The organism is Nostoc sp. UIC 10607 (genome assembly GCF_047228265.1).
GTDB classification, from domain to species: domain Bacteria; phylum Cyanobacteriota; class Cyanobacteriia; order Cyanobacteriales; family Nostocaceae; genus Nostoc; species Nostoc foliaceum_A.
This window is the reverse complement of record NZ_JBIQNW010000051.1, coordinates 1-19,709: the sequence shown is the minus strand read 5'-3', so window position 1 is coordinate 19,709 and position 19,709 is coordinate 1. Positions and strand designations below refer to the sequence as shown.

The following is a 19,709-nucleotide window of genomic DNA, read 5'->3' as shown; positions in this document are numbered from 1 at the left end:
TAGGTCTATGGAATGGCATGGTCGCCCGATGGTCAAACTCTTGCCTCTGCCAGTTATGACAAAACAATAAAACTTTGGCAACGGGATGGCTCTTTAATTACTACTCTCTCTGGGCATAGTGATGTGGTCTATAGAGTGGCATGGTCGCCCGATGGTCAAACTCTTGCCTCTATCAGTTATGACAAAACGATAAAACTTTGGCGACGGGATGGCTCTTTGATTACTACTCTCTCTGGGCATAGTGATGCGGTCTTGGGAGTAGCATGGTCGCCCGATGGTCAAACTCTTGCCTCTATCAGTTATGACAAAACGATAAAACTTTGGCGACGGAACGGTTCTTTGATTACTACTTTCTCTGGGCATAGTGATGCGGTCTTGGGAGTAGCATGGTCGCCCAATGGTCAAACTCTTGCCTCTGCTAGTGCTGACAAAACGGTGAAACTTTGGCGACGAGATAGCTCTTTGATTACCACCCTTTTTGGGCATAGTGATGAAGTTTTGGGAGTAGCATGGTCGCCCGATGGTCAAACTCTTGCCTCTGCTAGTGCTGACAAAACGGTGAAACTTTGGAACCTGAATCTAGACGATTTATTGGTTCGAGGATGTGATCGGGTACATGATTATCTGAAAAACATATCCGATGTAAGTGAAAGTGATAGGCATCTTTGCGATGGTATTGCTACTAAGAAATAAAGAAGTGATACTAGTGATTTACAGCAATTTTCACTTGATTGAATTACACGCAAGTCAGCCAAAATCACTGCAATCAAAAGCTTTTATCTGTTATGTATGATATTTAATCATGCAAATGACTGTAAATAGGGGTGTTGCAAAAACTGTTTAAATAGCGTCTACTCACGGTCAAACTTTTGCCAACAGTATCGATTTAAGGACTGCTGGTATACTTCAAAACACCGTTAATATTTTCAATTCCATTTAAGGTTATGGAAGTAGGGTTGGGTGTGCCATCTCTTTTTTTACAAGTCGCTTTTAATTCGTTTCCTTCGATGTGAATATAATTGCAACTAAACTGGTAATTACTAATTTTAGTGGGGTCAGTCTGTTTTAGAGTACCATCGATATTTTCAATTCCTAGCAAGACTATTGAAGTTTTGTTGAATTTCCCATCGAGTCTAGCGCAATCGGCTGATAGAACGTTACCAGAAATTGCTATTTCGTTACAGGTTTGCTGATAATTGCTAGTTTTAGCATTACCAGAGCTAGTAATTGCAACTAAAATAGATGTTGTTAAAAAAGCGACTACACCAAGTAATTTTCGGCTCATGATTTTTTCTATTGCTTACAAAAATGTTGCATATCTTCAGAAAACCATATTTTTGGTGGAGCTACGCAATATTCTACAAAGTGGCGTAAATCTATGCCTGATGTTTATCTCTCCAAATTATAAAAAAGAAACTTAGATGCTAGTAAGACATACTTGATAAATCGTCTTACTATTCTGATTATGTGTTACACAGTCGGCAGTGATGACACGGTGCGTTCATTGAAGGCGATCGCAGAAATTAGCAATCACTCTCATTAAAGATAAAACTTGGTATGAGTTGTATATTGATGGTGAGATTTACCCCATCCCTAAATAAACAGTACCGATTGCCCGATCAACAGTTATCTTTAATTGTAACGGGGCAGGTAAACAAACTCACTTATGAGCCGAATCATCGCAGTTTTTAATCAGGCGGGAGGTGTTGCCAAAACCACCCTTACCCAAAACTTGGGCTACCAAATAGCGCAATTGGGTCATCGCGTCCTGCTCATCGACATAGACCCCCAAGCCAGCTTAACTATTTTTATGGGCTTGGTTCCAAGAGAGATAGAGCAAACTGTCAACAATGCCATTGTGGATGAACAACCCCTGCCAATTCATGAGGGGATTCACGGCATGGATTTAGCACCTGCTAACATCTCTCTTAGCACGGCAGAAATGCAATTGGTTAGTGCTTCCATGCGCGATTTTCGCCTGAAAGAAGCCATCGAACCAATTGAATCAGATTACGATTTTATCTTAATAGATTGCCCTCCCAGCTTAGGGCTACTAAGTTACATCTCCCTTGTAGCTGCCACTCATGTTCTCGTGCCTCTGGAAACCCATTTCAAAGCCTTTGAGGGAACAGGCGAATTACTAAAAACGGTTGCTACAGTACGCAATAAACCTAACCGCAAACTACAAATAGCTGGATTTGTACCAACAAAATACGATGCCCGTAACTCCCAAGACACTCGTACCCTAGCAGCCATCACCGAACAACTAGCAAGCGCCGGAACAATCTTTGCCCCGATTCCTCGCTCTACTGCTTTTGTTGATGCTTCAGAAGAACGAATGCCCCTTGCAGTTTACGAACCAAAGCACCCATCTGTCCAAATCTTGAAAAAAATAGCCGTTAGTTTAGAATCCTTAAAATGAGACGCACTACTAAAGCAAGCCAACCTCTCAAAAGCAAAATTGATGTACCTTGGGACACCACAGGCGTAGCGAATGCTGGTTCTCCTCAATCCATGCCGTTAGACCAGATTGTTTTGCCAGCCACACAACCGCGCCGTTACTTTGACTCCGAGGCATTAAAGCAGTTAACTGAATCCATCAGGCAGCATGGCATACTGCAACCCATTTTAGTACGCCCTCTTGATGGGGAGAAACACGAATTAGTAGCAGGAGAACGCCGCTATCGTGCTGCCTTAAGTATTGGGCTGAAAGTTGTCCCCGTCGTCATTAGAGAGTTAGACGACAACGCAGCCTTTCAATTTGCACTTATAGAAAACTTACTTCGAGAAGACCTCAACCCAGTTGAAGAAACTGAAGGTATCCTGCAACTGCTGTCTCTCAAACTAAGTCGAAGCGTTGAGGAGATACCCCCATTACTGTATCGTCTACAACGCCTACAAAACAAAGCATCTACAGTTACCCATAACGTTATGGGCGCACACGATAGCGAAGGTGTTGAACCTACCCATAACGTTATGGGCGGAGTTGAAACTGAGTCCATTAATAACGTTATCAGCGATGAGGAAGGCGATATTGAATTATCTACCCATAACGTTATGGGCGAAACCGAAACGGATGATTCCGACCTCAATCATGAGCCTGCTGTAAACCAAGACCTCAAAATCGTTGAATCTGTGTTTGAAGGCTTAGGGTTAATGACTTGGGAATCTTTCGTTAAGAACCGTCTACCCTTGCTCAACCTCCCAGAAGATATCCTAGATGCACTAAGGGAAGGTTCACTAGAGTACACCAAAGCCAAAGCCATCGCCCAGATTCAGAAATTAGATGAGCGCGTTGCATTTTTAGAACAAGCTCTTGCTAACAACTGGTCTTTAAGTGAAATCAGACAGCGCATTATTGAGAAGAAAACCCCAGCCTCTACCGCAAACACCGAGTCGAACGATTATAAAGAGCGCTTTACTACTGCGACTACTAAACTAAGAAAATCGCGCATTTGGTCAGACCCGAAGAAGCGCAAGCAAATAGAAAAACTACTTGCACAACTGGAGACGCTGACAAATGTTGAGTAACCTTACATACCAAAACCAGGGCGTAGAAGGCAAAATGCTCAAATATTTTTTATACTAAGCTTTAGTGCCTAAGATTCATGTTTAAGTGACCATGCTAGAGTCAGAAAAACTTATCCAGATAGTACAAGCTTGGTTAGGCTATATCAGGTTAGAAGAACTGACTCAAGCTGAAGTTGAGCGTTCTTCAGATATCTATTCAAAAGTAGTAGATAAGGGAGTGCAGCTTGTTGGCAACAAGCTACTGTTAGATAGCGAAGTATTTACGCAATTCCAGCAACAGCAGCAAGCAGCTAAAAGAGGGAACAAAAATGATGTTCAGATGGCTGTTGCTTTCCCACAAATCTATATAATCAACGGCAAGGGCAAAGACCAAAAGCTGAAATACTTGCCTCTGTTCACCATTGATATTTCACCCATATTCAAAGGTAATTACCGCAAAACAGGCTGGGACTTGACCGAGTACGAGTTTCAGCCAGTGGTTGTTAATTTGATGCGGCTGTACGGGCTAGAGGAGGAGCAAGCCGAATCACTGATTGTTGCTTCAGGAATTGGAAAATTTTTAGAAGATACATTTAAAGGAAGATTCCCAACGCTTCGAGACTTTCTTGAACTGGTAGATTTACCCGAAGTCAAGTACAAAACCTCTCGACAACCTTATTTGCTACGCTGCGACTTTACACCCTATAACGCCCTCCTAAAGCAAGACTTGCAAGAAATATTCAAGGAACTTCAACAACCGGACTCTAAGGCTGAATGGCTAACTGAAACTCACCCAGCAATGCAGTACATCTGTGGTCAGCCACAATTACCCAGAGATGAGGTGATATTCTGGGGCGCTTTCCCCGACCATGCACCTGATGAATTTCAAGCGTCTGTCCTCAAACACGCCCAAGAGAACTTACTAACTGCTGTTTGTGGCCCACCAGGAACTGGAAAAACAGAGGTGTTTCTGCATCTCATAGCACAGCAAGTAGTGGATCGTGCGTTACGGCTTGTTCGCGGTGAAGATGATGCAAATAATTTAATACTTTTTGTCGGCACTAATAACAGTACCATTAAAAAATTCCAACAACGACTGACAAAGAATTCTCCTGCTCAACAGTTTTATCTTCCTGGCGGCAACCAAACTAATATCCGTAAGTCAACTGCAGCCGCTTCCATGCTGACTCCGCTTCATTGCTAGGAGCGGTAGAAGATTCACACTCTAACCATGCTTGATGAGCGATTTTTGCAATTAACCAGAGTGTGTCTGATTCGCTCATCTTCTCTAGTCCTTCCCCCCATGTCTCACACATATCTTTAATCAGTGCGTTGTCGTGAGAGAGGGAGTAATATCCTACGGGGTGCGCCATTTTGATATCCTTAATTTGTGTTTTTTCTGTCACACAGTTTTTTTGGTTGCAACAAAAAGGCGTTTCATGTTTCACGTTTCATACCGTGGTCATGCCGTTTCTGGGTTGTTGTGAGGCTGAAACATTGATGCAACCGTTGAAACAGTTTCATGAAACGTTTTGTGAAACACTAAATAAGCACAACTGCCAACAATCATGTGCTTCAAACTTGGGAGTAGAACTCGATATTTAGGATTGCTTCGTGAATCTCCATCAAGGCTTGGACAGCATCACCCAGACGCAGGTCATTCGATGTACTGAACCGCTCGGAGGCTTCGATTTGGCGGTAATTGGGAGATGCTTGCACGAACCTTAGAGTCTGTTCGCAACCCAGAATGATGGTCATTATTTCGGTAGTTGTTAGGCTTGGCTGTGTCTGCACGCTATTTTGGTCGCTCATGACTTCTTTCCTTGACTTTGAGCTTTTATCGGTGCGGTTGGGGCTTAAAAGCTCCCTATTGGGGCAAATTTCTTAGCTTGTGATGATGGCTGAGGTTTGATAGATGGTGGCTGATTTGGGACTTGTGTGGGCGTTTGAGCTACTAGAGATGACTGTATAGGTAGTTGGTGTGAGTGCTTTAAGCAGTTAACTAAACAATCACCGTAATTAACTAGCAGCAGGGTAAAAAGTTGAGAGAGGTTATCGATTCCAGTCGCTTCTAAGATTTCTTCGGCTTTGGGCTTGTACTTGGGATTAAGAACAATTCTTGTTTGCGTCATTGGCATTACTCCTGATAAGCCATTGCAATGATGTTGAATAACTGCGGTGATGGGGCAATCTTGAAGCGATCTCCTGAAGTTGCACAGATAGGGGCAGCGATATCTGCACTCCCACCTACAACCAAGACTTCTCCCAACTCTGGTAGGTGTTGCGCCCACTTTGAGCGAATTTCTCTCCGGGCTGACTCTACCCACTGGTCACAGGCTTTTTCAAAGATGGAGGAGAAATCAAGTTTGTCTGTCCCGTAGAGGCAATCACCTCGTGCGATCGCGTCCATGATGCCCTGTAAACTGGGGCTGTAATCGAGAGAGTAGACTTCTTTCATCTCTACCGCTACTTGCTGGGCGAGTGCCTTAGTTCCGGGTAGAATCACCTCTGCATCATGGATCATGGTTCCGTTGGGCGTGTAAATTCTGGCTATAGCCGTGCCTCCCCCTAAATCCCAAATCGCGTTCTTCGCTTCGGGGAAGCTGAAAAAACCTTGATTTAAGGCGTAGTGGAATGCTGGCTCAGTCTCATCAACTGGGACAACTTCACCCACGGTATAGGTGATGTATTCGCCATTGCGTTTAAATTCTTTGGTCAATGGGTGGTTAGCAATTCGCTTCACTGCGGCTACATCATCATCATTGAGAGTATTCGGCAGTGCCACAATCATCTGTTGGATGTGTACTGATGTTTGTCCTGGATTTGGCTGGATTGCCGCTAGTGCCAGGATAGATGCTAATTGGCATTTGTCTGTTTGGAAAGTTGGCTCACCACCTAGTTCTTGAGCTAATCGCCCAATTACAAAGCGTTTACCGTCAATTTCAATCAATACTGACTGGTCATCAGCCTTGAGCCGTTTCCACTGGTATTCACTGACTTCTTTCACGACACTAAGCAGACATTGCACAACGTTATTGGGGTCAATCCATTTCACAAAACGGTTGCCCCCATCAAAAACTACTCGCGGTCTTATCTGTCCGTGCTGTGGACTTATAAACCCGTTACTCGGCGGATATGATAAGCCGTAAGCTGGCTGGATATATGCGTTTGTCATGGTTCAGATTTTAGAGTTAATCCTTTGATTGATAAGCGTTTGCGGTCAATTCTAGGCGGCTACTCAGTCCACTACCTATTTATCCTTGGTGTGGCATTTCACGCGCTTCATCGTCCGTTTTGCGCTCATGCCTTAACTTTAGCAGATACTATCTGCTAGTAAGAGATGTTATCAGACAGAAAAAATTATATATTTTCCAAAATGTATTAGTTACACTGATGATATTGTCTGCTACTATCTGATCTGATGTATAAAGGTAAAAAGTTTAGCGTTGTTACCCCTATGGGGATTTACAAACTCATAACGGAATTAGCCAAAAAGGAAAGCCGTACAGTTTCTCAGATGACAACACTTTTAATTAAGGATGGTTTGCTAAGTCGGGGTTTGGAAGTACCAGAGGATGAGTAGCGATCGCCCTTAACCCTCACCCAGTACATAAGTATTTATGAAAATTATTTATGTACTACTAAGTTAGTAAAACTGATACAGTCTTAATCCTCAAAATGCCTGCCAAATAAACTGAATTATTTTTAAAATCACTACTAAAACTCTGAATTTTAGTAAAATATTTTCTGCTTTTTAATAGTATTTAAAGTACTGTACAAAGTTTGGTATGCCTTGGCTTGAGGGAAAAAGATAAATTATTTTATTTTTTAAATTTGAGATATTTATTATTTATTTTTCTGGAATATCAATTAGTATGTAATAAGGCTATACCCTTAGTCCATCTTTTCTAAGTATGTTGTCACTCAATATACATAAGAAAAGAATGCCTCCCCAAGACTCAACTTGTTTCAGCAAGTTGTTTAACAGTTAGAGAAGACACCCATTCGCAAAATATTCAAATTTCTTTATAACCTAATGCTAGCAGTTCCGAGAACTTCCTACAACAGGTTATAGAGAAATTTGATTAAAACTTTGGTAAATCTTCAGGGGAGGTAAAGCCCACACAAGTTACCTCACAAGGATTTCACAATGGTAGCCACCTTTAACAGTTCTGAGACTACTGCTACAAATGACGTTCGTGGACATCTAGATCAACTGACTCTAGCCCCACTATTATCTGAACCCAGGAATCAGGCGACACAGCCCAATAGTGTTGAGCAAATCTGGACTAACGAGAGCGTTAAACAGCATTGGATTTCATTTGACGCTTTCAAAGATTTTATTAAGCAGAAGTTTGGGCGTGACCGACTTTGTGCAGAGCAGTTTGACGCGATGATTGAGTTTACAGACTCACCGCACCGGATAGCCGAGGCTTTAAGGTGGAAAAAACCATATTCCGGCGTTGTGTATGCTGCGCTGATGCTGAATGCAGATGGTAGTGTCTGGCATTCAATTTTGAGTCTACCAAACGATGATGGCACAAAGCCTTACAAACGGCTAGCTCCATCTAAGAACGGAGATCAGTGCTTCTATCCTCGCGTCGTCCCCACTATTAGAAGGCTCGTTGAGCAACAGCTTGGACTTGAGAAAGGCAGTATCCCTGATGATGTGGATTTCTATGAATGGTTAGCCAATTCTGAGTTACCTGTAATTACGACCGAAGGCTCAGAAAAACTGTTTAGTCTAATATGTCTTGGATATCCCGCCACCACCAACTACGGCGCGACCTGTGGGGTAGATAAAAAGACCAAGCGATTCAAGCCCAGCTTACAGCGAATCATGAATCGCCCTAGAACCTTATTAGTTGCCTATGACATGGATTCTAAGCCCTCGGTCGTAGCATCTGTAAACAAGGGGATTGATGCGCTGTCTTATGCGGCGCAAAAAGTAGGCTCCTCCGTATCGCGCCCCACCTGGGACGAGTCACTAGGCAAAGGGATTGACGACTTGTTGCTGACACCAAACGGTGAAACGCTTTGGGCCCAAAGCTATAACTTAGCACTGTGTCAAGCCATAGTCACCAAAATGCTGGGCATTGGGGCGGTAGACGAGGTAAATAGTTTTGAACAACTCGAACAAGTTTTTCAACTCTACGGCACTATTGTAGAGTTAAATATTTTGAAAACTCGCATGAGTGCGGATAATTTAATCGCGGCACTAAATCAGCAAATCAGAGAATTGACCCACGGCAAAGATGCCGTTGAGTCCAAGTCTCATCAGTCAAAGTCTTATCAGTCGAAGTCAAAACTTATCCCGGCTGACATACTGGCATTTGAATTAGCAGAAGATTATCTCCAACGCCTCAAGTACTGCAACGAATACAAGGAATGGAAGTACTATTTAGGTGACGATTCGGGATTGTGGAAATCGCTGGACGATCACATGATCGAAACAATGATTCAGGGAATATTAGATGCCCGTTCAATTGTTGGCTATGGCACTGATAGCTATATAGTCAATATTCGCAAATTCATGGCGCGACGGTTAACTGTTGAAACGTGGCCCCAAAGAACAGACATCGTTCCATTTCTTGATGGTGTACTGGTGCTGGCTACTGGAAAGTTTGAGAAACACTCACCCGCTAATTATTTAACCTGGACACTGCCCCATCGCTTTGATAATCCCTCTCTTCGAGATTGGCCAACGATTCGCGGTTGGTTCCAGGAAGTAACGGAGGGCGACTCCCAAAAAATACAGACCCTCATCTGTTTTGCAGCTGCCACACTTCGCGGTATGTCTCATCTCCAAAAAATTCTTTACCTCTGGGGCAATGGCGGCAATGGTAAAGGCATTTACTCGGATATCCTTCAGGCGTTAGTCGGCTCAGAGAATACTTGGAGTGGCAAAATTGAAAACTTGGATAATCCTAATTTTCTGGTAGACATCAATAACAAACGCTCAGTCATTTTTGAGGATCAAGATAAGGTCAATGGCGGTTTGCAAACTTTCAAAACCCTCACGGGGGGAGGAAGCACCAAAGCCAAGGAAGTTTATAAAAAAGCTTGTGATGTTAGACTCGCTGCCACAGTTTTAATTACTTCCAATTATGCGGCGCTCCAAGGCTCTGGGGTCGGCAGATGGCTCAAAAGGCGGTTGATTGTAGTAAACATGAATTACTGTCCACCAATTGTAGATACTCACCTCAGAGAAAAGCTCTACCCAGAGATCGGAGCCTTCACCCAGTACCTACTTACCATTCCAGAGAGTGAAATAATTAACACTCTCAATGGAAAAAACTCTACTGGCTATGATCTCGCTTACTGGGAAATGGCACAAATGACTGACTCCATCGCGGCTTGGGTGGAACGGCATATCGTGCGAGATCCTTCCGGGGTGGTCAAAGTCGGCTCCAACAAAAACGAGTGGCAAAGCAGCAGCTACCGCCCCGAAATCAGCACACTGTTTGGCTCCTACCATCACTACTGCCAAAATTCCGGGCAACAGGGCAAGAGCTTACCCAATTTCACCCCAGACTTACTGCAAGTCTTAAATCATGTGCTGGGATGGTCTGATGTTAAGCAAGAAAAAACTAGAACTGGCAGTCATTTTTACGGTATCCGGTTAAGAGGCGCTTTCGATGAGGCTCCGTTCCCTTCCGAATCTTCAATCACTTCCAATCAAGCTGGTGACAGCGCTCCCTTGTGGGGTGTAGGGGGTAGGGTGTGGGGTGTAGGGAAGGAGACGGAAGGGGCTTCGTACCCCTCCCAATGCAAGCACCCTTATGAGGGCGGGGCTTCTGACCCACTGGTTGTTGGGGCAGGCTGTTTCCCCACACCCCACACCCTACACCCCACACCCGCCCCAACGGGGCTTGGTGATGGAGGTGTGACGGACAAGGTTATGGATATGGTGATGGACTCAAAGCCTTATGGTGACGGATGTGATGGACATTTACAGAAAAATCTTTTTGTAAACGAGGTAAATAATCATCCATCTAATTTTTTGAAGAGTGAAAGTTTGGGCGATGAGAAAACAGATTTTGTAGAAAGTTTGGGCAAAACTCTATCACCTCCGTCACAACCATCACCTGAGATAGCTACAACCCATACACCACTTGCATTACCATCCATTTCCCCAAACCATCACCAGTCCGTCACCAATCCGTCACCGGCTCCATCAGCATCCGTCACCACCCGCCAACCAGTTAAAGGAGATCGTGTGAAGCTACTTTCAAGCGGCAAAGAATATAAAATCTCTTGGGTTTCCTGTGGTAGTGATAAAGTTCTTTTGGTTTCTGCCCGAACCGGACAACCGCTCACTGCACCTTCACCGTTGCGTCCTGGCGCTGCGGCGGGTGGATTAAATCTCATTGATGTTAGTGAACTGGAGTTTTTGGATACTTAGGGCAACTAATAATAGGATCTCGCACGAGATATGTCGCTTGAGATCCATCGCTTGTGGGCAAAGAGTTATCCATTTATAAACGGGGTGAAATGAGCAGTCGATACTGTTGGCGAAAGTGTTACAAACGCATAAACAAAAGTATTACAACTAAAAGCCGCAACGACAGATTGAAGGTTTGAGCTTACTACATATTTGTATTTACAAATATGTAGTACATTCGCCAACAGTATCCTTCCGTAACTTTACCCCCTGATGGTAGAGTCATGAGTTTTGACCACAAATTTTTGGGGAAAAAAATGAAAGCTAACTGAGCAAAACTTTTATAACCAAATTACCAGACATGAAGCGCATTTGGCTTCATGCCAAATTTGATGAAAAAACTGATTTAACTTGCTGCAAAAATATCTCATAATCAATAGGCTTGAGGATAATTCCTACTACATTTTCATCTGTAGATAATCCTTCGGAGAAGCCGGTGAGAAACAAAACAGGAATATCTAAATGTAAATCTTGCCGAATGTAGCGAATCACATCATGTCCAGTCATATCTGGCATAATTCTATTTAAAATTAATAAATCATAAGAATTACTTCTAATTTGATTGATTGCCTCTGTCCCACGATGTGCAACATTTATTCTATAACCTTCTTGCTCTAGTATCATTTTGATTAATTCAGTATTATCAGGAATATCATCGCACACCAAAATATTTTTGACTGCTTGATTTTGGTCTGGATTTTCAGACATAAATTGAAAAATAATTTCGAGTGTGAGTAATTATGGATAATATCAACAAAATCATCTTAGAACATCTGCGTTCTGGGGGAAAAACAGCTGGAGAATTAAAGGATGCGTCTGATTGTAGTTACAGCATCCTTGATAAAGCCTTACGAACGCTCATTGATGCAGAAGAGATTGAACCAGGATGGAGTAATGACGATTTACCTGTGAGAATTTACAAACTTAAGCGCCAAAAAGAATCTGCTCCCTTTTGGAGAATTTAGCAATTTATTAACAGTAATTGAAGGATTTTAATTGAAAATATTGTGGTATCCTTCAGCCGGAAATGAGTTTCTCTTGATGCCGCCCGGAATTAGAATAACTTCAGGGGGATGCGGGTGACTCGTTACCAAACGAAAATGCTTTTTTGCTGTGCTTTAACTGTTTCCAGAGTGACTTAATCTGCTCGTAAGCGTCTTCGGGAGAAAACAGCCAAATATTAGCGTTCGTAGAATCTAGAAATTTCTCAATTTATTCTTTGTTACTCGACTAGAAGTAAGTGGCGATTTGACTTTATATATCCTCATCCTTTCGGCAGAGGATAGCTATCACAGCAATAGTCATGCTGTTTAATAGCAACTATTCTTCTCACCTTTTCCTTTGTGTTTAACAGAATCAAATTTTTGCTTCGAGGATTTATCCAAGGACTGAAGAGTGATTACTGGGCAGAAGTTACCACCCAATGCCCTGACTGCATTTACTATTTTGGGCCTTTTCAAAGTTTTGTTGAAGCGAAAGCTGCCTGCCCCGGATACGTTGATGACCTTAAAAGCGAGGGAGCCTTGGGGATAAAAGTCGTCGTTAAACGCTGCCGTCCTGATGTATTGACGATTTTTGATGAACAAGTGAGCTAAGTAACAATAGGCCCTTGAGGATTTTCGTCAGCCGAAAATGAACTGTAAACTGTATCAGAGTTGTCATGAGTGAATTAATTTTTGAGCCAGATAAGATTTATGAGTTTGCACAGATCGACAATTTTCGAGTGTCCTGGCGATTGAAATACGTAGAAACAGTTTTCAACCCAGTCAATAAAGAAATACGTTTACATTTTTATAAGCTAGAATCTTCTGTTGAAAAACAAAAAGATATCTACTTGAGTCAAAGCGATATCTACCAACAAGTAGGCAGCATCAATGAAGCTAGCGAATATGAAGTGAGGTATGAATACTAAGAGCGGATTACACCTGATGGTGGGAATAGCGTTGCAACTATAAGCAAATTTTATCAGCCAACGCCAGAATCGCGGTTGTAGCGGTTGGGATTGATAAGCAGAGATTAACTGAGTCGAGTGGGTTCAACCCGGTCACGAAATATATAGGCTTCCAGACGTTTACATTGTTTTATTGCCGAAAGACCATGTAAGCTAGACCCTATGAAAATAAACAGGTTCGGCAGGGCAGAAATTCTCACACCCGATCAAATCAATGTCCTATTTACTGAGGGCTTTGTCAACCCGCGCGATCGCGCTTTATTCGGCGTGTGCCTTTATGCTGCTTGCCGAATCAACGAAGCTTGCACTTTAGCCGTGAAAGATGTGTTTGGCAGCAACGGGGTTAGAGGGGTGTTAGTGCTACGGAGCGTCAACACTAAAGGCAAGCGAGACACCAGGGAAATCCAAGTGCATCCCAAGCTCAAGCAGTATTTAGAAGAGTACAACCCCAATCGCCGCAAAGAGTTCTTGTTCCCTGGTCGGCATGGACTCTTACATATCCATAAAGTCAGTGCTGACAAAATCCTCAGAGATACCTGTGTGCGGCTGGGGATTGAGGGGGTGAGTACCCACAGCTTCAGGAGGACTGCGTTAACCCGGATGAGCGATGCTGGGATACCGTTGCGCCACATTCAGGAGATATCGGGGCATCGGACTTTGGCAGCTTTAGAGCGTTATCTGGGGGTAACTGAGAAGCAGAAGCAGAACGCGATCTCTGCTTTGGATTTTTGAACCCAGTAGGGAAATGTTCATTTTCCTACTTTTGACCCTACAGGTGACATCATCGCCAAGATTAAAACCTTATTGCAAGAAAAATACTGGTGGTTGACACAAACGCCAAAAGCTTTGCAACATAACATTTTCCAGACTAAAGTCAGTCAAGGATAGTGAATTCCCAATGGCTGAAATGGACTTTTGAAAGAGGTTGGCGCAAATAAGGATATAATCCCTATTAGGGATTGAAACTCCTAAAACTTGTGAAAATATATACCTCCTCAACTTATGCGTAGAAGTCTTAAATTTATAAAAATATCCGTAATAAGTATTCTGGTTATATGGTTTTATTCTCAGTTATTTTCTGCTTTATCTTACGCTCAAACTGCTAGCCAAGCCAACAGTAAAACGGGTCAGCCATTGATTCACACAAGCCAGTTATTGAATGGAGCTATACTCGCAATTATCTCTGCTACTTTAGGCTTTCTAGCAAATATTTTTCTTGAAGGAATAAAGAGAAAAAATCAATCAATAAAGCAAATCACTTATACAATAGATATAAAGGAAGGGATTGTTGGAAAGATAGAAAAGGATATTAAGAATAAAGTTAGTATTTCATATAATGGCAAAACAGTTAAAAACTTGTATTATGTTATCTTTGACGTGGAAAATACAGGAAACAGTCAGATAACAAATCATCAAATAAGATTTGAATTTCCAAAAGGGAGTGAAATTATTGACACATTTGTAGTAAACCAACAACAGGAAATGGATCTTCAAATCGATTCTAGTTTGGGTGAAAATCAAAAAATATATAAGATAGGTACACTAGCTACACGACAGAATAAAAAATCTCAGTTTGATTCAATAGTAGGCCAACTAAATCCACAAAATAAAGAAACTAATCTTCAAAAGGAAGAACCTAAGCTTTCTAATGTAGGGTTTAGATTCATAGTAAAGACTAATGACGATTTAAAGTCTAATGATGGATCTCCTATCTTAAAATATTACCAGAAAAACAATAACAATGAAGAGGTTAATTTTATTGAAAGAGGAGCAAAAAAAGTTTCAGATGAAATTGGTCATATTCAAGAATTTTTAAAATTTTCATTTATAGTTTTTATTATTTTACCATTATTAAAAAATCTTATACAAGACAATATATTTATTTTGGAAGATTTTAGATTAATAATTAGCCTCTTAATTTCTTTAATTATTATCGTAGTTTCTGTTATTTTTATTCTTCCTCGTATTAGTAAGTTTCTAGAAGCTGTTGTAAATATATTATCAAGTTCATCAAGAAAGTATCCAGATATTCAAGCTGAGAAAATCGCGTTTCTTGCTCTTGAAGGTGCTAATGTGAATGTTGAAAAGTTCACAATGGCAGCCGAAGAAAATACAAATCGAATTTCTTAACAGTGTAGGGCAAATCAATTTAGGTACACAAATATAGCTGTGGAGTTACAGAATTTATCGTATTAATTCATATTGATTAAAAGGATTTAAGTTAATTATCTTGATTTTGATTGATACCTCATGTTCTTTGGCTACTCAAATTAGCATTAACTACTACGTTGCATAAGAGAAAAATAAATTATTTATGGAAACTATGACAATGACAACGACAGCAATAGCAATTGTATCATTGATACTATCAAAGGCATTTGACAAAACGGCTAAAGGAGTTCTTCCAATAATATATGAACAGTCGAGTGAGTTGCTGGAGCAAATCAAGATTAAATCGCCGACTACAGCTGATGAACTTGAATCAGCCAATCTACAAACAAGTAATTTGGTCAACATAGTACATGAAGTTGAATTAATAGCCGAGAATGATGAAGAATTTGCTCAAAAATTAAATAAAGTCAGCAATGCAATGCGTAAGGAATTATTAGCTATAGAGTTAAAAGAAAGAGAAGAGCCGAGTTTACCTAACTCCAAATCTACTTTCCCTCTTGAAAAATTTGCTGATAAAGTGGGAGTTTATATTAATAATGGTGGAACATTGAATATTGAAAACTTTAACTTTTAGTTAATTATGAAATTAAGGTAGTTCAGGTTAGGAAATTATTCGGATATCAGCTAATATCTTAACTGATTGACAAATGCGCTTTATCTTAAACTCTCTTTGGGTTGATACTTTTTCACACTGCTAGCCGCGACCGAGCAAGGAAGTTGAACAGCATGGGCTGCTTCAAACCTTCCCCAACAAGGATTTTTAGCTAAGTTATATAATTTTTATTAATTTATTTTCTTACTTCCACCCAATTTTATAAATAAATTCTGCTGATTATTTTTAGGGCATTGATTTTCATCTATGCAGCCATAAGGATAGGGGTCAAATGAGCAGTAATTCCAAAAGTTACGCTAAGGAATTAATAGGCTTGTATGTTAAAATTCTATGCGATTTAGAAACATACCTATTCTCCCCCTTCCCTCTGTTCCTTTTGCTTCCGCCTCCTTCATTTCCCGCAATTCTTCTTTTTCTTCTTCCCCATAATTCAACCAATTTTCAGTCAACAAATTTTCAATTTCTTTTTCTATTCTTTTTCTTTCTTCTTCTTCCTTACTTTTTTTACTTTTCCATTCTTTAATTTCTTCTCTGTCTTCTCTTTTTTTACCTGTTAATATCGCATTAAACAAAAAAGCTCTATCAAATTTCTCTAAAATTTCTTTGTCCAATTTATTTATATTATCTTCTATTCTTTTTATCGTAGATATTTTTTGTATCAATTTAAACTCTTTTTTAATATCACTAATCCATTCCAAATCATATTTAGATTTACCTAACATCTTAGGAAACATAAACGAAGATGATCTAGCTCTATGACTCAAATCATCATTTTCTATTTTTTCTTTAAAATTAATTTCTAGTTCTGATAATGTCCATACACAATTTTCTAAATATTCTCCTTCTTCAATATATATTTTTATAATATCAAATATTCTCAAGTTTCTTATTTTTCTCTTTAGTGTTTTATATAGTTCTCTTATATCTTTAGCTTTATTAGTCAACACGTATTGAATAATTTCTTTTGCTAAATATTTTTGAGGGAAGCTACCTTTTATGCTTGAATTTAGGTCTGATTTAGGGTGATTTAAACGCATATCATCACCTATCCAATTCAATTTTGAGAAAAAATATTCCACGTTTTCGAGATAATTTATTTCTGTACTACCACCTATGTCATTCCAAATTTGTTTTTGAATACTAAATCCAAATTTTCCGTTACTGCTTGCCAACCAAAGTTGGTCAATTGTATGTAAGTCTTTCTGAGGTAAATTTAATATATCTGTTTCTCGAAGCCAGCCTTTATTTTCTCGTTGAGCCAACCATAGCAATTTTTTAAAAGTTTCTTCGTCAGCTTCCTTAAACTTTTGATTTTTCAACAAATCATGTAATTGAGTGTAATCTGCCTTTGTAGACGGCAGAGATGAGTAAGGTAATAGAGTGTAAGGAATAACTGGCCATCCTGTAACTTGCACTAGCACTTGAGTAGGAATAAAAAACGCCGCTTTTACTTCTGGTCGGTTTCTTTCTGCCGTTACAGCCATTCCTACTACACCGTTTACCTCCTTCTCCTTATCCCATATTGGCGCACCACTAAAACCAGGCTCTAATGTGTAACCATGTTCTTTTACACTCTCTATTTGCACCTTACTTTTGCCAACTTTACCTTTGATTTCACCCTCGGACCAAACTCCTTCGGACTTGTGCTTTGGAAAACCAAAAACTCGGAAACGATGATCCCATAAATTTTCTTCAGCTATAAGTTTTGCTGGTTGAGCATTAGGAGGAGAGCTTGCTAATTCCAATGCTGCAATATCTCCAACTTCCTCATTAGGATTGGCACGCAACCAGAATACTATCCTGGCTGTGAACAATTGTTTCGCCCCTAATAAAGGAAAATCCAAGCTGACTTCTGCATTAGGCATTTCAGCAGTATCTCTGTCAATCCCTAGAGCATCTGCTACCACATGGGCGCAGGTAAGAATATATTTTTGGGAAACTAAAAAGCCAGCACTAACAACCTTGCCATTGATTGAGTAAATCCTGACAATTGATGAATTTATATCTGTGGACATATTATGGCTCCCGTTTCCACTTTAAAGTAACTTCATAATTAACTTCACCATTCCCAGAAGCGATAACGGCTCCAAGTTCTGCACTCATTTTTATGCCAAACTTGACTTCTACTTCATCCGCAGGCTGATTGAGACTATTTACTTTAGTCATAATGATATTTGCTATAGGTTTAACTTGATCCAGAGCAGACTCAAAAGTTTTTTTAGCTTTTTCCAGGACTTCATCTCGCAAACCGATACGATCATCAATTAGTCCAGGCTCATCCACTTCTACAAGAATCGAGTCGCCATTTTCCAAAGGAAATTCAACAATACGCTTCACAAGCTTACCTATCTACATTGTTTTTCAACTTAGCTCATCTTCAGCACCTCTAGGACGCAAGCTGCTGGAATCGTTTCTTGATATCGTCCGCGATACTAATGTGCATAATTAGGGCGGTTTTTGTACCATTTTAATGATTTTATAGTTAGTTACGCTAAAACAAGACTACAAAAGTACAAAAGACATTTACGTATTTTCTTGTTTGGAAAAAAAGCTGAATTACTTCGGAAAATTGATAAATATCACTCTTTTAGTAGATGTAAAAAAATATTCTATGCGGGTTAGTGCCATCTCAGTTACAAAAAACCGTTGCTGATGCCATACATTCAAGGCTCACGAAAAGTGCGAATTTCTCCATGTAGCCGAATGTGTTCAACTAACCGCTTGGTTTCACCACCTGCTAATTCTAGTTCCCTGAGATTGCCCACCAAAATAAACAATTCCCTTGCCCTACTAACGGCTGTATTCAGTAAATTGGGTTTGCGGTTGAGGAACCAAAAACTATGCTCCTGGTTACACTGGTAAGGAGAGAAGATGATGGCTGCTTTTTCTCCTCCCTGGAAGGTGTGAACTGTGCCAATATCATCCCAAGAAAAGTTTCGCCAACGGTTAGATAGTCGATACTTGAGCGCGTTAGCTTGCTGCGAAAACGGCGACATCACCCCAATTGTTTTTGAGTTGTCATCCGAGTTAGTAGAGTACCCATGTTTTAGCAAGGACGCAATTATAGTTTCTACAGCATCAATTTCTTCTGGATTGGTATTATGGGTGTGGCTTCCTTCAACGTGGTAAGCCAGCAGATGCTTGACCGTTGCAGTCTGCTGATCACCTGAAAGGATTTGCAGACCACCGGGATAGTTGGGGCTGCAAAACTGAATAATGGGTGGGGTACAACGGTAATGATTAGAGAGAATAATACCATTGCCTAAGTCGCCTTCTGCGCCACTAGAGCCAGCAGCGCGATGATAAGCTGTAGCTGTATATTTTGCGGTGGGAGCATAGCGATAATAGTCTTCATTCCCCATGCCCCGATCCAGAAAGGCAGTTTTCAGATATTGCTTGATGGTATCGTCGCTCATGTTAACGATTGGCTCAATTTGTTGGGGGTCGCCAGCAACTACTGCCCGTTGCGATCGCACCAGCAAGGGAAATAATTGATGTACAAGAGTTGTCCCTGCTTCATCCACCAGTGCCAGCTTTACACTATTGGGTTGGAGAATTGGCAGCATATTACGTATTGATTGCAGACTGGAGCTAATGACGGGGAAAATCAAACTCAAGTCACGGAAGATAGCATCACTATCACTTTCCAATTTGAGCAATGCCTCTCCGTCTCCTGTTAAGACGCTGCCATAAGTTGACAATGCTCTGATAACGCTATCTTTGCGACGGAGAACTTCTTGCAACAGAAACGCCCAGGCACGTTGAAACAGTTCTAGCTGCAATAAGTGGTGGTCACTGTAAAAACGACTGTAGAAATCCCCTTGGGGGTAACTATCGATTTGTTTTTGGATTTCTTGATGTCTGAAAAGTTTTAACTCTAGTTCTTTATTTAAAGCTGCAAGCTGGGCTTGAATTTCAGTGACTTTTTGGTGAAGATTCTGCCGGGAGCAATGCGGTTTTGTCAGATCCGGTAAAAAACAAGCGATGCCTTCGGCGGGCGCAGCCATCGCAAAAATCAA

Annotated in this window: 20 protein-coding genes; 12 read left to right on the top strand and 8 right to left on the bottom strand. The window is 40.9% G+C overall.

Going from position 1 to position 19,709, the window contains the following annotated elements; translation table 11 throughout:
• Nucleotides 1-12 precede the first annotated feature (12 nt).
• On the top strand, nucleotides 13-693 hold the full coding sequence (locus ACEYW6_RS28030) for a WD40 repeat domain-containing protein (RefSeq protein ID WP_412982317.1): 681 nt from the start codon (nucleotides 13-15) through the stop codon (nucleotides 691-693).
• 193 nt (nucleotides 694-886) lie between these two features.
• Here ACEYW6_RS28030 and ACEYW6_RS28025 read toward each other — a convergent pair whose 3' ends face one another.
• Entirely contained in the window at nucleotides 887-1,285 is a 399-nt protein-coding gene (locus ACEYW6_RS28025; RefSeq protein WP_412982316.1) for a CVNH domain-containing protein, read from the bottom strand.
• A 381-nt stretch (nucleotides 1,286-1,666) separates the two neighbouring features.
• Here ACEYW6_RS28025 and ACEYW6_RS28020 point away from each other — a divergent pair, with 381 nt between their 5' ends.
• From ACEYW6_RS28020 to ACEYW6_RS28010, 3 genes are all read left to right on the top strand, one after another.
• Nucleotides 1,667-2,422: a ParA family protein gene (locus ACEYW6_RS28020; RefSeq protein WP_412982315.1), complete on the top strand. Its 756-nt coding sequence runs from the start codon at nucleotides 1,667-1,669 to the stop codon at nucleotides 2,420-2,422.
• Complete coding sequence (locus tag ACEYW6_RS28015; protein WP_412982314.1) at nucleotides 2,419-3,531, top strand: ParB/RepB/Spo0J family partition protein; 1,113 nt, start codon at nucleotides 2,419-2,421, stop codon at nucleotides 3,529-3,531. Before ACEYW6_RS28020 ends, ACEYW6_RS28015 begins: the two co-directional genes overlap by 4 nt.
• A gap of 91 nt (nucleotides 3,532-3,622) precedes the next feature.
• Nucleotides 3,623-4,714 (top strand): hypothetical protein, encoded by a 1,092-nt coding sequence (locus tag ACEYW6_RS28010; protein WP_412982313.1) that lies wholly within the window; start codon nucleotides 3,623-3,625, stop codon nucleotides 4,712-4,714.
• A 371-nt stretch (nucleotides 4,715-5,085) separates the two neighbouring features.
• Here ACEYW6_RS28010 and ACEYW6_RS28005 read toward each other — a convergent pair whose 3' ends face one another.
• The 3 genes from ACEYW6_RS28005 to ACEYW6_RS27995 are packed head-to-tail and all read right to left on the bottom strand — an operon-like array spanning nucleotide 5,086 to nucleotide 6,685.
• Nucleotides 5,086-5,322 (bottom strand): hypothetical protein, encoded by a 237-nt coding sequence (locus ACEYW6_RS28005; RefSeq protein WP_412982312.1) that lies wholly within the window; start codon nucleotides 5,320-5,322, stop codon nucleotides 5,086-5,088.
• Between the two features lie 44 nt (nucleotides 5,323-5,366).
• A complete protein-coding gene (locus tag ACEYW6_RS28000) occupies nucleotides 5,367-5,642 on the bottom strand; it encodes a hypothetical protein (protein ID WP_412982311.1) in 276 nt (91 codons plus the stop codon).
• Nucleotides 5,643-5,647: 5 nt separating this feature from the next.
• The gene (locus ACEYW6_RS27995; protein WP_412982310.1) at nucleotides 5,648-6,685 is read right to left on the bottom strand and encodes a ParM/StbA family protein; all 1,038 of its coding nucleotides are present in this window, start codon (nucleotides 6,683-6,685) and stop codon (nucleotides 5,648-5,650) included.
• A gap of 246 nt (nucleotides 6,686-6,931) precedes the next feature.
• Here ACEYW6_RS27995 and ACEYW6_RS27990 point away from each other — a divergent pair, with 246 nt between their 5' ends.
• The gene (locus ACEYW6_RS27990) at nucleotides 6,932-7,093 is read left to right on the top strand and encodes a ribbon-helix-helix domain-containing protein (protein ID WP_412982309.1); all 162 of its coding nucleotides are present in this window, start codon (nucleotides 6,932-6,934) and stop codon (nucleotides 7,091-7,093) included.
• Nucleotides 7,094-7,660: 567 nt separating this feature from the next.
• Nucleotides 7,661-10,915 carry a DUF3854 domain-containing protein gene (locus ACEYW6_RS27985; RefSeq protein ID WP_412982308.1) on the top strand — a complete coding sequence of 1,085 codons (3,255 nt, stop codon included), beginning with the start codon at nucleotides 7,661-7,663 and terminating at the stop codon, nucleotides 10,913-10,915.
• 357 nt (nucleotides 10,916-11,272) lie between these two features.
• On the opposite strand, the gene ACEYW6_RS27980 is transcribed toward ACEYW6_RS27985, so the two are convergent.
• Entirely contained in the window at nucleotides 11,273-11,662 is a 390-nt protein-coding gene (locus ACEYW6_RS27980; protein WP_412982307.1) for a response regulator, read from the bottom strand.
• A 32-nt stretch (nucleotides 11,663-11,694) separates the two neighbouring features.
• Between ACEYW6_RS27980 and ACEYW6_RS27975 the strand changes: the two genes are divergently transcribed.
• From ACEYW6_RS27975 to ACEYW6_RS27950, 6 genes are all read left to right on the top strand, one after another.
• Nucleotides 11,695-11,919, top strand: coding sequence for a hypothetical protein (locus tag ACEYW6_RS27975; RefSeq protein ID WP_412982306.1), 225 nt, complete (start codon nucleotides 11,695-11,697; stop codon nucleotides 11,917-11,919).
• 399 nt (nucleotides 11,920-12,318) lie between these two features.
• Nucleotides 12,319-12,549 carry a DUF1816 domain-containing protein gene (locus ACEYW6_RS27970; RefSeq protein WP_221643681.1) on the top strand — a complete coding sequence of 77 codons (231 nt, stop codon included), beginning with the start codon at nucleotides 12,319-12,321 and terminating at the stop codon, nucleotides 12,547-12,549.
• A 65-nt stretch (nucleotides 12,550-12,614) separates the two neighbouring features.
• A complete protein-coding gene (locus tag ACEYW6_RS27965) occupies nucleotides 12,615-12,866 on the top strand; it encodes a hypothetical protein (RefSeq protein ID WP_179076077.1) in 252 nt (83 codons plus the stop codon).
• A 201-nt stretch (nucleotides 12,867-13,067) separates the two neighbouring features.
• Nucleotides 13,068-13,637, top strand: a complete 570-nt coding sequence (locus tag ACEYW6_RS27960; RefSeq protein ID WP_190900135.1) for a tyrosine-type recombinase/integrase — start codon at nucleotides 13,068-13,070, stop codon at nucleotides 13,635-13,637.
• A 270-nt stretch (nucleotides 13,638-13,907) separates the two neighbouring features.
• Nucleotides 13,908-15,035, top strand: a complete 1,128-nt coding sequence (locus tag ACEYW6_RS27955; protein WP_412982305.1) for a hypothetical protein — start codon at nucleotides 13,908-13,910, stop codon at nucleotides 15,033-15,035.
• Between the two features lie 199 nt (nucleotides 15,036-15,234).
• Entirely contained in the window at nucleotides 15,235-15,651 is a 417-nt protein-coding gene (locus tag ACEYW6_RS27950; RefSeq protein ID WP_412982304.1) for a hypothetical protein, read from the top strand.
• Between the two features lie 359 nt (nucleotides 15,652-16,010).
• On the opposite strand, the gene ACEYW6_RS27945 is transcribed toward ACEYW6_RS27950, so the two are convergent.
• From ACEYW6_RS27945 to ACEYW6_RS27935, 3 genes are all read right to left on the bottom strand, one after another.
• Nucleotides 16,011-17,705, bottom strand: a complete 1,695-nt coding sequence (locus ACEYW6_RS27945; RefSeq protein WP_412982303.1) for a GUN4 domain-containing protein — start codon at nucleotides 17,703-17,705, stop codon at nucleotides 16,011-16,013.
• 1 nt (nucleotide 17,706) lies between these two features.
• Entirely contained in the window at nucleotides 17,707-18,027 is a 321-nt protein-coding gene (locus ACEYW6_RS27940; RefSeq protein ID WP_412982302.1) for a CU044_2847 family protein, read from the bottom strand.
• A gap of 326 nt (nucleotides 18,028-18,353) precedes the next feature.
• Nucleotides 18,354-19,709: DEAD/DEAH box helicase (locus tag ACEYW6_RS27935; protein ID WP_412982301.1), on the bottom strand; the 1,356-nt coding region annotated here is incomplete at its 5' end.

Coding starts and splice junctions, on each gene's coding strand:
- ACEYW6_RS28020 (WP_412982315.1), top strand. CDS start 1,667: ATGAGCCGAATCATCGCAGTTTTTAATCAGGCGGGAGGTGTTGCCAAA.
- ACEYW6_RS27990 (WP_412982309.1), top strand. CDS start 6,932: ATGTATAAAGGTAAAAAGTTTAGCGTTGTTACCCCTATGGGGATTTAC.
- ACEYW6_RS27995 (WP_412982310.1), bottom strand. CDS start 6,685: ATGACAAACGCATATATCCAGCCAGCTTACGGCTTATCATATCCGCCG.
- ACEYW6_RS28030 (WP_412982317.1), top strand. CDS start 13: ATGGCATGGTCGCCCGATGGTCAAACTCTTGCCTCTGCCAGTTATGAC.
- ACEYW6_RS27975 (WP_412982306.1), top strand. CDS start 11,695: ATGGATAATATCAACAAAATCATCTTAGAACATCTGCGTTCTGGGGGA.
- ACEYW6_RS27950 (WP_412982304.1), top strand. CDS start 15,235: ATGACAACGACAGCAATAGCAATTGTATCATTGATACTATCAAAGGCA.
- ACEYW6_RS27965 (WP_179076077.1), top strand. CDS start 12,615: ATGAGTGAATTAATTTTTGAGCCAGATAAGATTTATGAGTTTGCACAG.
- ACEYW6_RS27945 (WP_412982303.1), bottom strand. CDS start 17,705: ATGTCCACAGATATAAATTCATCAATTGTCAGGATTTACTCAATCAAT.
- ACEYW6_RS28015 (WP_412982314.1), top strand. CDS start 2,419: ATGAGACGCACTACTAAAGCAAGCCAACCTCTCAAAAGCAAAATTGAT.
- ACEYW6_RS28005 (WP_412982312.1), bottom strand. CDS start 5,322: ATGAGCGACCAAAATAGCGTGCAGACACAGCCAAGCCTAACAACTACC.
- ACEYW6_RS28010 (WP_412982313.1), top strand. CDS start 3,623: ATGCTAGAGTCAGAAAAACTTATCCAGATAGTACAAGCTTGGTTAGGC.
- ACEYW6_RS27980 (WP_412982307.1), bottom strand. CDS start 11,662: ATGTCTGAAAATCCAGACCAAAATCAAGCAGTCAAAAATATTTTGGTG.
- ACEYW6_RS27985 (WP_412982308.1), top strand. CDS start 7,661: ATGGTAGCCACCTTTAACAGTTCTGAGACTACTGCTACAAATGACGTT.
- ACEYW6_RS27955 (WP_412982305.1), top strand. CDS start 13,908: ATGCGTAGAAGTCTTAAATTTATAAAAATATCCGTAATAAGTATTCTG.
- ACEYW6_RS27960 (WP_190900135.1), top strand. CDS start 13,068: ATGAAAATAAACAGGTTCGGCAGGGCAGAAATTCTCACACCCGATCAA.
- ACEYW6_RS28025 (WP_412982316.1), bottom strand. CDS start 1,285: ATGAGCCGAAAATTACTTGGTGTAGTCGCTTTTTTAACAACATCTATT.
- ACEYW6_RS28000 (WP_412982311.1), bottom strand. CDS start 5,642: ATGACGCAAACAAGAATTGTTCTTAATCCCAAGTACAAGCCCAAAGCC.